This window comes from Sphingobacterium prati (assembly GCF_013167215.1).
Classification (GTDB): domain Bacteria; phylum Bacteroidota; class Bacteroidia; order Sphingobacteriales; family Sphingobacteriaceae; genus Sphingobacterium; species Sphingobacterium prati.
In genome coordinates this window covers 315350-331428 of record NZ_JABJWY010000016.1, presented here as the reverse complement: position 1 = coordinate 331428, position 16079 = coordinate 315350, and the positions used below count along the sequence as shown (strand labels likewise).

At 42.6% G+C, this 16079-nt stretch carries 11 protein-coding genes; 4 read left to right on the top strand and 7 right to left on the bottom strand.

Features of this window, described 5'->3' with window-relative positions; all coding sequences use genetic code 11:
• Window positions 1-220 precede the first annotated feature (220 nt).
• The 3 genes from HPC41_RS05105 to HPC41_RS05095 are packed head-to-tail and all read right to left on the bottom strand — an operon-like array spanning window position 221 to window position 3724.
• Entirely contained in the window at window positions 221-2422 is a 2202-nt protein-coding gene (locus HPC41_RS05105; RefSeq protein WP_172392933.1) for a TonB-dependent siderophore receptor, read from the bottom strand.
• Between the two features lie 13 nt (window positions 2423-2435).
• The gene (locus tag HPC41_RS05100) at window positions 2436-2600 is read right to left on the bottom strand and encodes a hypothetical protein (protein WP_172392931.1); all 165 of its coding nucleotides are present in this window, start codon (window positions 2598-2600) and stop codon (window positions 2436-2438) included.
• Complete coding sequence (locus tag HPC41_RS05095) at window positions 2597-3724, bottom strand: PepSY-associated TM helix domain-containing protein (RefSeq protein ID WP_172392929.1); 1128 nt, start codon at window positions 3722-3724, stop codon at window positions 2597-2599. The genes HPC41_RS05100 and HPC41_RS05095 overlap by 4 nt, the downstream gene beginning before the upstream one ends.
• A gap of 382 nt (window positions 3725-4106) precedes the next feature.
• Between HPC41_RS05095 and HPC41_RS05090 the strand changes: the two genes are divergently transcribed.
• The 4 genes from HPC41_RS05090 to HPC41_RS05075 all read left to right on the top strand — a co-directional run bounded on the left by HPC41_RS05090 (window position 4107) and on the right by HPC41_RS05075 (window position 8872).
• Window positions 4107-5990 (top strand): serine hydrolase domain-containing protein, encoded by a 1884-nt coding sequence (locus tag HPC41_RS05090; protein ID WP_172392928.1) that lies wholly within the window; start codon window positions 4107-4109, stop codon window positions 5988-5990.
• A gap of 56 nt (window positions 5991-6046) precedes the next feature.
• On the top strand, window positions 6047-7153 hold the full coding sequence (locus HPC41_RS05085; RefSeq protein WP_172392926.1) for an AraC family transcriptional regulator: 1107 nt from the start codon (window positions 6047-6049) through the stop codon (window positions 7151-7153).
• 97 nt (window positions 7154-7250) lie between these two features.
• On the top strand, window positions 7251-7943 hold the full coding sequence (locus tag HPC41_RS05080; protein ID WP_172392924.1) for a hypothetical protein: 693 nt from the start codon (window positions 7251-7253) through the stop codon (window positions 7941-7943).
• Window positions 7944-7966: 23 nt separating this feature from the next.
• Window positions 7967-8872, top strand: a complete 906-nt coding sequence (locus HPC41_RS05075) for a hypothetical protein (protein ID WP_172392922.1) — start codon at window positions 7967-7969, stop codon at window positions 8870-8872.
• A gap of 78 nt (window positions 8873-8950) precedes the next feature.
• On the opposite strand, the gene HPC41_RS05070 is transcribed toward HPC41_RS05075, so the two are convergent.
• From HPC41_RS05070 to HPC41_RS05055, 4 genes are read right to left on the bottom strand one after another with little or no spacing between them, the layout of a single operon-like run.
• Window positions 8951-10096 carry a cytochrome-c peroxidase gene (locus tag HPC41_RS05070; protein ID WP_172392920.1) on the bottom strand — a complete coding sequence of 382 codons (1146 nt, stop codon included), beginning with the start codon at window positions 10094-10096 and terminating at the stop codon, window positions 8951-8953.
• Between the two features lie 13 nt (window positions 10097-10109).
• Window positions 10110-11684: a DUF6850 family outer membrane beta-barrel protein gene (locus HPC41_RS05065; protein WP_172392918.1), complete on the bottom strand. Its 1575-nt coding sequence runs from the start codon at window positions 11682-11684 to the stop codon at window positions 10110-10112.
• Window positions 11685-11694: 10 nt separating this feature from the next.
• Entirely contained in the window at window positions 11695-13044 is a 1350-nt protein-coding gene (locus tag HPC41_RS05060) for a DUF4876 domain-containing protein (RefSeq protein ID WP_172392916.1), read from the bottom strand.
• A 4-nt stretch (window positions 13045-13048) separates the two neighbouring features.
• Window positions 13049-16072 carry a TonB-dependent receptor domain-containing protein gene (locus HPC41_RS05055; RefSeq protein WP_172392915.1) on the bottom strand — a complete coding sequence of 1008 codons (3024 nt, stop codon included), beginning with the start codon at window positions 16070-16072 and terminating at the stop codon, window positions 13049-13051.
• Window positions 16073-16079 lie beyond the last annotated feature (7 nt).

Below are 16079 nucleotides of genomic sequence, written 5' to 3'. Positions count from 1 at the left end.
TGTACAAAGCAAATTATGCGCAGTATTTTATTCCTTATTAAAAAAATCAAGCCTGTAATTTGTTAAAAAATATATTCGTCTTGACATGAATTCAACCATTTGTTCAGGATAATATGAATAAATTTGTTGGCATTAAACGTATCGCGATGATTGAATAGAAAAATATACAAAAGGCCTCAGTTCTTATAAACTGAGGCCTTTTGTATGCGACAGAAATAGATTAAAATTTATAGCTAAAGCTTCCGACCACATTCAGCAAACGCTGTGCATTTGCCGTGGTATAGCCGATCCAATAGTGCTCATTGGTCAAGTTGTCCGCTTTCAGCCCAATTCTAAATTTCCGTTTATCGTAAAATGCATTGGCATTTAAGACAAAATATTGGGGCAATTCAAAAGTTCCAACCGTTGTATTAATAATCTTATTGGCACTGGCGTAGTTTCCGCCCAAGCCCAAGCCTAGTCCTTTTAGGTTACCATCGACGAACTGATAGGTCGCGTTGAAGTTTGCCAACCAGGGTGAAGACGCCGTATTCGGCCTTTTACCTAAGACAGTGGCATCGGTTGTTTCTGTAAATTTGGAGTCATTGTAACTCAGTCCCGCGATCAATGAAAACCCCTTGACGAGATAGGCATTGACTTCAAGTTCAACCCCACGGCTGTTTCGTTTCCCCATTTGCTGTTCCACTGCTCTTCCCTGTGTTGTATAGCCGATGGTCTGGAGCGTATTTTTTACATCAATATTATAGTAATTGACGGTAGCATTGACTTTTCCATGCCACAAATCTGCCTTAAATCCGCCCTCCAATTGATTTGCTTTCTCCGGATCAGAAAGTGAAAGATTAGAAGCCGTGTCGGAAACAAAATACCCGTTACTCATGAAACTGTTCTGGTAGTTACCAAATACAGAGAGCTTATCTTTAATAAGTTCATACACCAGCCCCAATTTCGGCGACCAAGCGCTCTGTGTATACGCTGGTGTCTCATTGGCCCCCTTTACCCCTCCTTTAAACTGAATACTTTCATACCGCATCGCCGTCATGATATTGAGCCCGGCGATCGGAGTAATAACATTGGAGACATAAGCACTATAGGTATTCGATTTATTTTTCAATGGCCATATCGAGCCATCCCAAGCGGGCGTATTGCGAATCGAATTATAGTACTTCGTTACATAATCGGCATTAAAATTTGTATAATCCATGTCACCTGTAAAAGGGACAAAATCAATTACCCCAAAATAGAAGAACTGATCATTACGCGTACGCAGGTAGTCCCCGCCGACAACTGTGCGGTTGCGCATGCCAGCGATATGGAAATCGAAGTTGAAGTTTTGCTGCACTTGCAGGTAACGCTGTTTGCTGTCTTCGGTGGATTGATCTCCTCTATACAGACCGACCTCCTTGTCGTTCGCGTCGGCACCATAAGATTTTGTGGTGATGTAGAAATAGGGATTAAAGCCATTGGAGTAACTGTGGGCACTGTTGACAGCTGTCGATGATCGGATATGTTCATTGATCTTATAATTGACCTGTCCAAAAAGATTATTGGTACGTCCCTTATTATAAAGCCCCGATCCCACATAAGATTTTTTATAATCGAGGCCCGCATTCTCCAGATCTTTTATACCCGAATAACCAAATTGTGAAAGTGGTCCCATGAGAAAAAAGTTCTGTTCAGCTTGCGCTTTATTATCAAATAGCTCATATTCGACGTTCACATCCACTTTATCGTTGACCTTCCAGCTCAGACTGGGCGTAATTGCAAAATAGTTGTTGTGCACTTTCGAATTCTGGAAATTTCCTTCTGTGGTATAAGCGGTATTCACACGGAACAAGACACTTTTGTCCTTTGTCAAAGGCGCATTGACATCGGCCTGTGCCCGGTAAAAATTATAGCTCCCAGCCGACAGCAGTACATTAGCGGCTAAGCTGTCATATGGTTTTTTTGTAACCCGATTGATCACACCGCCATAAGAAGTCACATTACTTCCGTACAAAGTCGCAGAAGGTCCTTTCAGCACCTCTATTTTTTCAATATTGACAGCATCAACCGTACCACTCACAGGTGCAACTAGCCCATTTCGAAGGGAATTGTTCGAAATAAAGCCCCGCAGATTGACAAAGGCCCCACCGTCACCGGCACGTCCGGTTGCATTCCACATCTTTTGTAAACCAGTGACATTCCGGTAGGCATCGTCCACCGTAAATATAAGTTGATTTTCTAGCGCTACCCGATCAATAGATGAATAGACCTGAGGATTTTCAATTGCCCTGAGCGGCATTTTATTCGTTGATACACCGTCTTTTTTGATGTATGCATCGATGATCACCTGATCAATCCGCTGTGTTTTAACAGAATCCTTTTGTTGCCCAAAGGCGGTAATACTTGATAATACAGAAGCACTTAGTATTAACTTCTTCATGGTTATAGTAAATTTAGTTGTAATAATGTTTGATAACAAGGAATAAAGGGACCGATAGCGCGAACCAGCCTAACCAATCCCATAACCCCTCTCCTAACAACGCGGCAATAAGTCCAAAAAGAGACAACAAGGCCAGCAGGATGGGCATCCCCCAAAGCTTTTGGAAAGATTTTTTCATGATAAGGGTTCTTTAGTGATGAGTAGCTGCTGTTGTTTCTCCGCTCGACGTCTAGCTAACCATAGGTATAGCCCTGTAATAAGAACGATAATGGTAAAAACATCAAAAACAGCCCATACAATTTTTAGAATTGGACCACCATAATTTCCGAAGTGAAGCGGTTCAGAAAGAAAAAGGGTATTGACGTACCAAGGCATTTCACGCGTATCCGTCACCGATCCGCTTTTGGCGTCAATCAATACGGGCTTCAGCAGCTTGGATGTTAGTTCTGTGTTTCCTCGCATGAAGACTGCGTAATGATGTTTACTCGTAAATGGCGTACCCGGATAAGCAATAACCGACACCTTCATATCCGTGATGGTACGTTCCGCCGCCTTCTTAGCTTCCTCCAGTGAACTGAAATTGCCCGTTAGGGGTTGCTGATTCTTATAAGGGGCAGTCATTTCGGCAAGCTGCCCTTGCTGCCAGAGCCCTAGGATAACGTCCGATAGCGTATTAATCACTCCTGTAAACCCTACCACAACCATCCAGGCCGTCAAGGCGATACCCAATAAATTATGCGTATCCAACCATTGAAGCCTTTTGGACTTGTTCTTCCGGACCATGCCAAAATCATATTTTTTCATGATCGGACCGTATAAGACGATCCCCGAGATAATGGAAATCATAAATAGTATCCCCATTACTCCCAAGAACAATTTACCGGGAATCCCCAAAAACATATCTGTATGGAGTTTAAGAATGATATGCATAAGTCCATCCGTTTTTGGCGCACCCAAAATTTCTCCTGTATACTCTTTCAAAACCAGATATTTGCTTTTTTCATAGGGTGCATCAGGTCTATCTGCAACATCAAAAAGGATTTTGTTCTTTTCATTTTCATCCCAGAAGGCATACCGTACCTTTTCGTTGGGATACTTGGATTCTGCAATCTGCGCAAGCTTATCTAAGCTCAATTTCTGTGGTGTAGCGACCGCTTCTTTATTTTCTTCCAAAAGATGCTCGATCTCTTCATGAAAGATTAGCGGCAGTCCTGTCACACAGAGGTATAACAGGAAAATGGTACAGATCAGGCTTGTCCATTTGTGCCAGTTGAACCAACGTTTAGCAGTTTTCAGTTTCATCGGTAGTTTTTTTGCAAATGTATTGTTTTTAATTAATCTAAATAGTAAAAAACAATATTTTTTATATTCCTCCGCTAGGAAGAGAAAAAATAACCCACCAACCGATTGAATTGTAACAGCTCATTTTTAAAATAACGTCGTTTTATATAGCCATAATGTTATAGGATATAAGATATTCATGATCAAGGATCGCGACCTACGAGAATACAATTGCGGGAATCGTTAAGAAGCGGTGAACAGTCTGCTTTACAAGCATTGTAGAAGGGCATAATACGGCTATTGATGTCTTTGGTGATGATTTGCGCTAATTCATCAATCCGTCTGGATGGAGACGGACAGGTTCAGGAAAGATCATTGCTAATTTGCAGAAAAGAAAAAGCTTATGATCAACTTAAAAACCTTCTATATCGCAATACTCATTGCGGTAAGTTATTTTACGGTAGCAGCACAGGTAAACTCCAAAACAAATTCCAATACCACCATAGCCCAACTGCATAAACAGCTCGAAACCGTTATACAAAAGGAAAATATCCCGGGTCTGATGGTCGCGATTGTTAAAAATGATAGTATTCTTTATTCAGGTGGACTGGGCTATGCTGACCTTCAGAAACACCGTCCCGTAGATCAGTTCACCCAATTTCACTTTGCCTCCGTCACCAAATTTTTCGTAGCGATGGGGATCCAGCAATTAGTCGCCAAGGGAAGGCTTAAACTCAGCGACCGCATTCGTGATATAGCGCCCGAAATACCTTTTAACAATCGTTGGGAAGATACAGACCCGGTAAGGCTGGTTCACCTTTTGGAGCACACCGCTGGATTTGATGATGTACAGCTCAACAGTATGGTAAATATCGGTGAAAAACCATTACTTGGTATCGAAGCGGTCAAAGCTGTCAGCAATTCACTAACCGTCCGCTGGAAGCCAGGAACGATGATGTCCTACTCCAACCCGGGTTACAATCTACTCGGTTATATCATTGAAAAAGTGACGGACATGCCTTGGGATAAGTATCTACAAGAGCAGATTTTTTCACCACTGAATATGAGTAATAGCTTATTTGATCGTAATGGAGCACGTAGGCCTAACTTCGCCATAGGTTATGATTTTCAAGATGGTAAATTCAGGCCAATGCCATTCTATCAGCCAGGTAGCAACGGAGCTGGAAGTGCACTGGTATCAAATGCCCATGATATGGCTAAATTCATGCTTTATCTGCTCAATGGCAGTGCTGACAGCACACTACTAAATAATGCCAATCTAAATGAGATGGAGACTATCCACAGCACCTTAGCCAGCCAGGCGGGATTACAGACTGGCTATGCCCTGGGAAATGATCTATTCCCGAATAATAAAAAGGTTAGCCTGCGAGGCCACAACGGCAAAGGGGAAGGTTTTGTATCCTGGCTATTTTTTAATCGTGAAGCTGGTATAGCTTATGCGATAGCAGCGAACAGTGTAGTCAATATGTGGCCAATATCGCAAGCAATCGAAGACTTTCTAACTAAAAAGATCTCGGCACCAAAACTGACCAGCTTACCGATAGATGAACAAAAAATAAAACCGCTATTAGGTTACTACCAATTTATGAATCCCAAAAATGACCGTTGGGAATTCTATAGGCGGATATTTGGCGGTATTGAATTAAGGGAGATCAGCAGAGATCGACTCCTCGTCAAAAAAGAGAACGGACAGGTGGATTCACTGATCCACATCGGCAATGGCATATTCCGCGCAAAAGAGGATATTATTCCTTCCTTTGTATTAGCCAAAGATTCCAATGGCCAACCTTTCTTTCAGGGATATGGCAATAGCTTCTATCGAAAAGTTCCCTGGGTTTCCATACTCGTACAGAAAATCCCTATCTATCTAGGTTTTTGTGCCATTTCGATTTATATGATCTTTAGTCTGGTGGGAATAGTGCTTACACTTTTTCGAAAAATGAACCTGATGGACCTCGGCATTCCTTTATTGCCAACAGTAGGAACCTGTTGTTTTATTGCGGCCTATCGTCTCATGGGATTGACAGACGCCAGTCACAAGGAGCTGTTTACTTCTTGTAATGCAACAAGTTTTTCCATTTTCCTGGGGATGCTCTTATTTGCAATATTAGTTATCGTCAGTAGTTTGCTCCTCTATAAGCGTTGGTTTCAACTAACCCCGAGATGGTTGCGTCTGCCCTTAGCGCTCTGTAATTTCTTTTTATGCTACCTGGTTGCACTACTGTTTATAAACGGCTGGATTGGTGTGCCGATCTGGATGATGTAGCTCCTTTTGATTAATTATATTTAAATTCACAGTACAAAGATAGGTTAATATAAACCATGGTCAACATACTCTATACTTTTCACGCTTTTTCAGCTGGTGCACTTTGGTTGCTCGGGACTTTAATCTTTATGGGGGTCAACAAAACAGGTCTGCAGGCTGACCGATGGCTGGGCACATATTATTTTCTGTTGGCATGTTTATTTACCCAGCTCTTTCTCGAAGGTTTTCATATCGACAACGAAGCGTTGATCCATGTCCTTGAACTACCCCGCTGGGCCACCCTCCCCTGCTTTTATCTTGCGGTTCATTACATGGTCAAACCGACGACACCGATTCGGTACTGGGGTTTACATTTTGTTCCTTTCCTGGCTTTTCTGCTTCTTTCTGTTATTTACTTGATACCCGGGCTTTTTAATAGTCACATCCATCCGCCTCAATTACCGCAGTGGATCATATTTGCCATTACATATTTCTTCTTTGCACAATGTATCTTTTACTGGCTTGCCTGTTACAGGCTCTTTAAAACACATCAGAGTAACATTCGACAGTTATCTTCTTATACGGAGAAGATCAACATGATCTGGTTGAAATACCTATTGATCGCCCTATTATTTATGATCGTTGTCCGTTTACTGGCGTTGGCTCATTTCGCCTTTAACTCCGTTGCACCATTCCTATATTTTATGGGTACAGTGGCACTTGGGTACGCAACTTTAACACAGCGGTCAATATATACTGTTGAATCCACCGATAATCTGATTGATGAAAGTGATAAAACAAAGAAAATTAAAAGCGAAGAGCGGTTGACAGAACAACAGGTAGACACATTAAAAGAGAAACTATTACAGAAAACATCGGCTGAAAAGCTATATCTCGATCCGGGATTAACACTCTCGTCCCTCGCGGACCATATCGGCATCAATCCGCATGATCTTTCCTATATTATAAACAATGGATTGAGAAAAAACTTCTACCAATTTATCAATGAGCTCCGTACGGAGGAAGCCAAAACGCTGCTATTATCGGCAGAGTCAAAGCGCCTCGATATGTTTGGGATTGCGATAAGTGCAGGCTTCAATTCAAGAACAACTTTTTATAACAGCTTTAAAAAGGCTACCGGAATTACGCCGACAGAATATATGAAAGTCCATGGTAAAAAATAAACTTAAGGAGGGAAAGTGGAGTTTGTTCGATTGCATCCATTCGGACGTTTAGCCTATCTAAATGAGCTATTCTTGTATCATATCAACAAAAAAAATTATGATACAACAAATTAAACCAGGCGTTCGCTCGAAAACAATACGCCAAATTTCTAAAGCAACCTTCGGTCTACTAGTGGGAGCATGTTGCTTTTTAGCTTCCTATGATACGTTTGCGCAGACCAGCTCCCCAAGTGCCTCCCACCAGCAAAATCAGACTTCTCTGAAAACATTTCAGGGCTACTACCAGCTCCCCAATAAAGTAGCTTTCATTGCTTTCGACGAGCAAGATAATGCGCTACATGCTACACAGCTATGGGATCAGAAAAAAAGATATCAGCTCGTCCGTAAAGATGATACGCATTTTGAATCCAAAAACGAAGGCTATGCGATAGAGTTCTTAAAAAATAGCGCTGGAGATTTTAGCCAAGCCAAGATCCTGGGAAGAATTGTATGTGAACGTGTACCGTTTGACCCCAATAAAATTGCGAGTCTGACCGCATCTCAACTGAAACAGCTTTCCGGAACTTACCTAATGGCCACCGACAACAATTTAAAAATTACCATAGAACCTTCGGCACAAGGCATTACCCTTAAACAATTGTGGGACAACAAAACAGTTTCATTTAGCCCACGCTCGGAACTTTTCTTTCTCAACGAAGATGGTACCTTTCCTTTGACATTTTCTGTTTCTAATGGAAAGGTGGAGCAGATGATATGCTTTGAAAAAGATCTTTGGCTGAGGGCTGATTAATAATCCTATTCAAGAAAAATAATATGAACAGAATTATTGCCTGCTTATCTATTCTGCTACTGGGTATAGCTCAACTAAGCGCCCAACAGGTGGCAGACGAAGAGTTTCATTATCCCATCACCGAGCCGCACCATCGGGTCGGTAATGGGCCTCTGCTCCTGTTTGACGAAGCACACAACAATCCAGTTACTTTACGAGGAACTTATGCGGCCTTTTCTGACCTCTTGCAAGCGGACGGGTATAACCTCCGGAGTACCAAAGAGAAAATTAGTTTTGAGGGATTGAAGGCTGCAAAAATATTCATCAGTGTAAATGCGCTATATGATCCAGAAAACTGGAGCCTACCGGCTCGTTCTGCTTTTACTGATAAGGAAATCGATCTCCTTCGTCAATGGGTATTTGACGGCGGAAACTTATTTCTGGTCACAGATCACATGCCCTGTGGTGGTTCTATACAAGCTCTTGCCGCCGTATTCGGCATTCATGTTATTAATGGCTTTGCACTACGCAAAGATGGGCAGCCTGAAATTTTTTCAAGAGATAGCAAAACACTTTTGCCCAATGAAATCACAGCTGGATCAGGTAAAGAAATAGACAGTATAATGTGCTGGGGCGGTACGGGATTTACAGTCCCAGCAACCGCACATATTATTTCATTGTTGAACGAAGAATATGAGATTTATCTTCCAAGCGATGCTAATCAGATAAAAAGGCCCATTCCAGATTATACCCCCCGGATATCGGGCAAAGGATTTGCAAATGGTGCTTATCTTCGGTTTGGGAAAGGAAAAATGGTGATATTCGGGGACGGTGCTCCTTTTTCGGCACAGCTCCATGGCATCAAAAGTGAAAAAAGGGGAATGAATCATCCTTCTGCTCACCAAAATGCACAATTTTTGCTTAATATCGTTCATTGGCTCGACCAATGAACGATCAGCAAATTCCAGTAGCACTATTGTTGAAAAACTTCATATCAGCACGTATATTGACACGCTGATTTTGACCTTTTATTCCGGAAGTTCTGGCATAGCAATCCGGCGTTGCGTTGATGTACTTAAAGCCTGTAGAAAAGCGATCACAGCATCAACTTCTTGTCGCGATAAATTCAATCTTTTTAACAACGGTGAATGTATAGGTCTTGTCTTTTCATCAATTTTCACATGCCTTTGTATAGGTGCGGGATTGCCCAGATTATAGAGTTCGACTACATCGCGCAACGTTGGAAAGTTACCATGATGCATCCAGGGTCCTGTCAGTGCTATATTTCGTAGCGATGGTGTACGGAATGCGCCAATATCTTTTTGATCTCCTGTGAGATGGTAGTGGCCAAAATCCTGCTGTTTGCTTCCGTACAGTGTCTGTCCATCATTATGAAAAAGATTATCCGAGAACAAAGGTGTATTGTGGCAATTTATACAACGTGCCTTTGTACGAAACAAATGTAGTCCGGTAAGTTCCTGATCGTTCAGTGCATCGGCCTGCCCCCGCACAAATCGGTCAAATTTTGTCGGATAGCTTACGATACCACGTTCAAAGGTGGCAAGTGCCTGTTGTATTCGGAGCAGCGTAACCTCTTTATCTCCAAAAGCCTGTTCGAAGTATGCCGCATAGCCGGGCACAGCTTTTACATGTGCTATTAAAGTATCCAACGGTGTATTCATTTCCAAATGGTCCTGTGTCGGCAACAAGACCTGATCTTCCAGGCTCTTAGCACGGCCGTCCCACATAAAAGATTTGTAAAATGCGACGTTGTAAAGCGTCATCGCATTTCTTTTCCCCTCTCGCCTTCCATGCCCATGCGCTAGGCTTTTCCCATCTCCAAATCCCAATTGTGGATCATGACAGCTTGCGCAGGAGATTTGCTTCGATGCCGAAAGTCTGGGGTCAAAAAACAATAACTTTCCGAGCAGTGATTTTTCCTTGCTATAAGGATTATCAGCCGGATAGCTTACCTCGGGCAATACCCCGAGATCCATAAAACCAGGTCTCACAGCTGAGTCGATATGTGGTTTGGGCCATAGTTCCTGGCGTCCGCTACTGTAGCGTTGGCGCAATACCTGTAGATCTTCCTGCTCCTCAGCACGATTTGCAAACGCCGAAATCAACAAAGGTGCAATAAGGATTACGATAATAATCAGTGTATTCTTTTTCATCAAGGTCAGCCTTTTAAAATCCATATGCTACCATTAAATTCACTTGTTTCCGGGTGGTCCCGATAGGGGCTAGATTAACGCGATCCAGATCAGATATACGTCCTGCTTTTTGATAATTGTAGTCTGCGATCAAGTGAATGAAATTTCCCTTTCTTAAGCGCTGTTTGAAACCCAATTTTACTTTTCCTCCATATAAATTTGCACGATTGTAAAGGACATCATGATAAAAAACATATTGATGAAATACATTTTCATTGATTCGTGGTAGCGACCAGGATGTACCTATATTTTGGCGAAGGGAACCTGTGAGACCAACTTCTATTTCTTGATTCGTAGCGGTTATATAGGTCCATGCTCCATGGAGTTGATAGTTTAAATGATCGTAGTCCAGACTTGTGCCAGTGCCGCCATCCCTTCTGATTTCATTGAATACACTAATTTTCCCGCCGTAATAGTGTCGCCACTTCTTCTTCGCTAGCATATAAGATAAATTCAATGCGCCATTATCATTCTGGTAAACATAATTCTGTGCGTTGCCACTCTCCGTTACTCGATCCTTTCCACGTGTGCTGGACAAATCAAGCGATGCCATATAAGAATGAATTCCTTTGGACAGCTGCCATACTAAATTGTAGTCTAAACGATTTAAATTATACTGACTGAGTTCATTGATGCGAGACTCGTTGCGCAGTGTTTGTCGATACTTCTGTTCTTCACGCAAATAAGCTGCATTGCCATAAAAGTCCCCTATTGAAGAATTCCATGAGAAGTAAATCTTACCACCAAAGCGCTTCATGTCATTCTGATAGAACATCTTCTGCTCTAGGAGCCAGTCACTGACCTTCCAACCGTATCCTCTGATAATATAGTTCATGTAGGGCGACTCCACAGCGCTTGTGGCCGTATTTCCATTTTTATAAGCTATTTCAAAGTCCTCCTGTCCATAACCATACTTCCCTTCGACACCAATATCAACGTTTTTGACTACACGCATACTACCGCCCACTGTACCGTTAAGTTGTGCTACGCGGATGCTACCTCTCGGGTCATTATTGCTAAAATGATTTGCTACCTGGTAATCGAATCCCCCAAAGACAGCGTATTTTCTGTCTGCAAAATATCGTTGACCCCGCGTCTGGATACGATAGGTTGTTCGTTCATAATGATTGTAACCGTAGGAACCAAAATACCAGGGTGAAGAGGTGTTTTCTCTGGTCTGATGGGCAAACCGCGTACTATCCTCGACAGATCGCGTATAATTGAAACGCCCCCATAAGCGCACATCCTTTATGGTGACGGCTCCCTCTGAACTAAAATTCAGCGTATTTGCCCGCTGTGCGTCCTGGGCACGGTGATAATCACCCGAGGTGGAATTGTATCCCATACGAATCAAACTGTAACGCTGCGGCACCTTCTTTTCCAGCCACATCGGGTTATCGACAGCATACTGTCGTAAACGCAATTGCATGCTATCCTGGTCAATATATTGAATATAGGGTATGGTATCTTGTCTTGCTATCGCTTTGGCCGGAAGTTGGGACAGCGCCCCAACAAATAGGCATAAGGTAACTTGAATATAATTTTTCATTTTTCTTCGCTTAATCAATAAATCCCTTTGGATTTGCCTTCATTGACACAAAATCATCACTTGAGTTATTAGAATCTTCCAGTATTCTTCGTCCATTGATAATCTCTTTTGTTTTCCTAATAACTGAATTTGAGGAACGCGCACCTCCGTCTACCGCGATAGATCCAGCATCGATTTTTGCCGTAAATCGTTTCGGATATTGTGTAGAGGTTGAGGACTGAATTTCCACGCCATCCAAAATATTAACTATTGGAATCTGGAGGTAATCTGTCCCCAAATTTTCCCGCCCATCAGCATAAGGCGGCATAAAGCCCTTCCAATCGATTACCGGCCCCATATTTTGATCACGGAAGATGATCCAGCTGCGTTGGCCTGCCTGATTCATAATCATGTCAGCACCATTACCCCGGTTGATCAGGCTTATATTGGGAACATTTGGATTATCGATGTCGGATGCCAAAGGTTTGGTACTTCCAAGATAGGGTACATAATAAGCTTCAAAATCTGCCTTGCTGAGGTCAATGGTGAGGCTCGGATTCTTTACGGAGATCGCAACCCCATCAGCTCCTATATAGGGCGACTGATGATTGGCTGCTGTTGAGGCAACAACAATACTCTCGCCCGGCAGAATTGGATAGTCTTTTCCACTGCCCGGAAGCTGGATGATCAGATGAGCGTAGACATAATCATTATTGGCGTCAATATCCTGTGGCATACGATACGACTTGCTCCAATCATACTGTCCACTATTGGGCTGGTATACATAGGTCGTACTCGCATTTGTCGTACCAAAAGCTTCGGCTATATAGAGACTGTCCGCATAGCGGACCTTATCGGAATTGTTATAAATTTCGATAAATTGATCCCTAAAACTAGCGCCTTGATTGGCGTCTGAACCTGCGTAATAAATCTGCTTGATAACCAAGCCTTCCTCATTACCATTACCGGTCAGGAGAGAAAGATCCCAATGTGTCGCCGCTGACCCTTTGACGACTTCGATCCGGCGGATCACCGAACTAAAGGTAACCTCACTGTCTTCACGCTGTCCGGTCAGCTGATTAAATTCTGCCGCACTGAATTTTTTCACGACCTGAACATTATAGGTATTCGGCGCCAGATCCACAAATTTTATTACACCATGTTCATCCGATTTCACCGTCATCAACAGCTTCCCTTTCAGGGTATAGAGATTTAAAGTAATATCCCCCAACGGCAATTTATTGGCATAGGTTTCACTTTCGTAAGACGTACTCAACGAGATGTCAACCGATCCATTTTCGGCATAGCTATCTTTTTGACAACCGCTAAAAAGATAGCTGGAGCCAAAGATTAAAAGTATAAGTTTAATGATGATTTTCATGGCATTATAGTTTAAGTCTGAGTTGCGCACCATAAGTCGGTTTACCATTCGGAATGATCATGGAATTATCAGAACGTTTATATTGTGGACGATAATTAAATACGTTATAGACATGGAAAGCCAAGCTTAGCCGTTTGCTGATTTCTTTCGATACATTTAAGTGGAAATTTGTATAGACAGCAGGCTGGTTCTGATTGTTGATTTCCTCTATTGGCCTTAGCGTATGCGCATAATTGACATTGTCGCGATCAAAATTTTCTATGGCATGATAGGTTCCATCCTGCGTATAATAACCGATAGGTACGCCGTCGGACGCATTGGTATTGGTTTTATTCATGAGGTTAAGTTCGGTCGTGAAATTGATCAACAGTTTGGCCTTAGGAATATGCGTACTGGAAGTAATTGCGGCATTGCTTACCGTAGTCGTCCTGCGCTGTGTTGGATATATTGCAGACTCTGCACGATTGGGGTTGTCGGTGTTGTTGGTAAATGTCGCCATGTTCTGCAAGGGTCTATAGGCTGATTTGGTCAATCCTGCCCTTAGATTAAATGAGGTAGCCATGGCCATCCATTTTGGGGTAGATAGCATGAGTTCGATCCCTTGAGTTCTTTTGTCGCCAGCATTCATAAATTCATAGCGCGATAGCCTATATTGTTTTGTCCCATCAATAATATAGGGGACTTCCGCATTGGGATCCGGATTATCGTCGTATTTGTCCAGCACGATTTTCTCAAAACTGTTGACGGTAACGACTTCGCTATAATTCCTTTTATTATAAAGGTTCATCCCCAATTTAAAATCTTTATATTCATAGGTGGCTGAAAATTCAAGCTGTTCGGACAACGAAGGCTTAAGCTTGCTGTTATCCGGTGTAAATTTATCTACATACATCAGGTAGAGGCTATTTGCCTCATCGACACTTCCCCCATTAAAGGCGGTATACTGAAATAAGGGAATCTCATAAAATACCGGTCCTGGATACAATTGCGCCAAGGCGGGGGCCTTGCTAGCCCAGCCATACGCTACCCCCACTGTCAGCGCTGGGGTAATGGCATAGTTAATATTCGTACGTGGTGAAAATGTAAGATATTTTTCAAATTTGTCCAACCGTGTACCAATACGTACGTTCAGGTCACGCTCAGCAATTCTCGCTGTAAAAAGGTCCTCCGCATAAAATCCCAGTTGTTTTTGTCCATGAATACGGGAGACATCATAATAGCGTTCTTTGCGAAGATCAGCATTTGCTGCGATGGTATTATTGCGTGGTCTGGATGGGTCCACAATCTGTCCTTTTCCTATATTTTTTGAGTAATTGAAAAATGACCCAAAATTCACTTGATGCAGTAGGTCGCCCGTCTGAAATGTGCCTGTCAGATCCAGGCGTGCTGTTAAATCGATGGGCTTACCCTCAATATTGGTTACAGCTTGGTAGATCCCGCTTGCATATTGGCCTTGATGAATGCCCGTTTCGGTGGCATCTGAGTAGATAATATAAGTACCGTTGACGTCCTGTTCCTTGTATGTATTCTGATAAGTTTCGCTATAACGGACATTCAACCCGATATTGGAAAGAAAACCTCGGTCGATCCGATAGTTGGCGCGGCTTCCGATAGCGAAATTATATGATTTGAAGCGCATGACCGCAGCCGTTGGATCATCGCTATCACGACGGACTTTATCCATGTTGCGGCCATAATCTATGGATAAGGTATTGGTGAAAGCTTTTTCTTTTCCGGCGAAAGTGCTCCACATGATATTTCCGCCAACACGATCGTAGGATTTCATCTTATCCCTGTTGTCTTCAAAGGAGCGCGTGAAATTTCCACCAACCGTGATCGCTCCAAACTTACGGGTATCAAAGCCTTTACTCATTCCGTAAACGGTTGCATTATCGCGGAGTTGAACATTAAAATTGAGCGGAGTTTTTCCTGCAATACGATTGATGATAATCGCACCATTTGTCATATCTCCATACTTTACAGAAGGTACGCCGGCGGCAATTTCTATACTTTCGATATTGTCTGTGGCAATCTGGCGGAGATCGGTACCTCCAAAAGTATAATCCCCGGTATAATTATCCGTGCCAGCATCACTGCCACTCAGCCCAGATATCTTGCCATTGACGTAGGAATTACCCATACCGTAGATTCCCGCATTTAAGGTCTGCATATTAGCATTGTTGGACAATGCGATCCCATCCATGATCAGCGCTACACCAAAAGAATTATTGAGTGCAAATGGATCTTTGTTGGAAAAAGAATTTGTGCCCAATGTTGCGCTTCTCAAATTAGCTTGCTGGACCTGTTGTAAAGAGGGAGCGGCGATCTTTTGTCCAGGAATAAGGCTCAATAAATCATTAAGACTTAATGCACCCGACTGTTCGATCACTTCGCGGTTGATATACAGTGAACTATTGCTTTCCAGTCGCCTGTTGGTCCGGGGAGTGACAGCTATTTCTTCGAGCCCTACACTCAACGTTGGTAATGTGATGTCGGCAATGGCATTATTTGTTCCATTTAAAACAGTTGTAAGGGAAGTCCCTTGTCTTCCGATCATGGAAAACTGTAAGTTTGCTGACTTTAGCCGGTGGGCCGGAAACTGGAATTTAAACGAGCCATTATTATCCGTAAAATAATACTGGTTCAGTTCTTTAAGATGTACGGTTACCGATGGTATTCCTTTCCCATTCTCATCGACAACTCTACCCGATAGAACACCCAAAGAAGCCTTACTGATCAGAATATTCTTACCTGAGACCTGCAGTTTGAGATAAGTTAACTGTTCCAGCTGATTTAAAACCTGTGGGAGGGCTCCATTTACCTCGATAGTAATACGTCGCTCCACATTGATCTGAGATTCGTCATAGAGAAAACTGTAACCCGATTTTTCTTCAATCTGCTTCAAAACAGACCTTAGTGGTTGATTTTTACTTTCAATCTTCAGTTGCTGTGCATCTACAACTAAGACCTGAAAAGAAAGAAGTACACCAAGAAGCAGGGCGCTTCTATTGATGGATTTAGAAGACATAGATATA

Excerpts from the sequence above, each read along its gene's own strand:
- HPC41_RS05105 (WP_172392933.1), bottom strand. The coding sequence starts at position 2,422 with ATGAAGAAGTTAATACTAAGTGCTTCTGTATTATCAAGTATTACCGCC.
- HPC41_RS05100 (WP_172392931.1), bottom strand. The coding sequence starts at position 2,600 with ATGAAAAAATCTTTCCAAAAGCTTTGGGGGATGCCCATCCTGCTGGCC.
- HPC41_RS05095 (WP_172392929.1), bottom strand. The coding sequence starts at position 3,724 with ATGAAACTGAAAACTGCTAAACGTTGGTTCAACTGGCACAAATGGACA.
- HPC41_RS05090 (WP_172392928.1), top strand. The coding sequence starts at position 4,107 with ATGATCAACTTAAAAACCTTCTATATCGCAATACTCATTGCGGTAAGT.
- HPC41_RS05085 (WP_172392926.1), top strand. The coding sequence starts at position 6,047 with ATGGTCAACATACTCTATACTTTTCACGCTTTTTCAGCTGGTGCACTT.
- HPC41_RS05080 (WP_172392924.1), top strand. The coding sequence starts at position 7,251 with ATGATACAACAAATTAAACCAGGCGTTCGCTCGAAAACAATACGCCAA.
- HPC41_RS05075 (WP_172392922.1), top strand. The coding sequence starts at position 7,967 with ATGAACAGAATTATTGCCTGCTTATCTATTCTGCTACTGGGTATAGCT.
- HPC41_RS05070 (WP_172392920.1), bottom strand. The coding sequence starts at position 10,096 with ATGAAAAAGAATACACTGATTATTATCGTAATCCTTATTGCACCTTTG.
- HPC41_RS05065 (WP_172392918.1), bottom strand. The coding sequence starts at position 11,684 with ATGAAAAATTATATTCAAGTTACCTTATGCCTATTTGTTGGGGCGCTG.
- HPC41_RS05060 (WP_172392916.1), bottom strand. The coding sequence starts at position 13,044 with ATGAAAATCATCATTAAACTTATACTTTTAATCTTTGGCTCCAGCTAT.
- HPC41_RS05055 (WP_172392915.1), bottom strand. The coding sequence starts at position 16,072 with ATGTCTTCTAAATCCATCAATAGAAGCGCCCTGCTTCTTGGTGTACTT.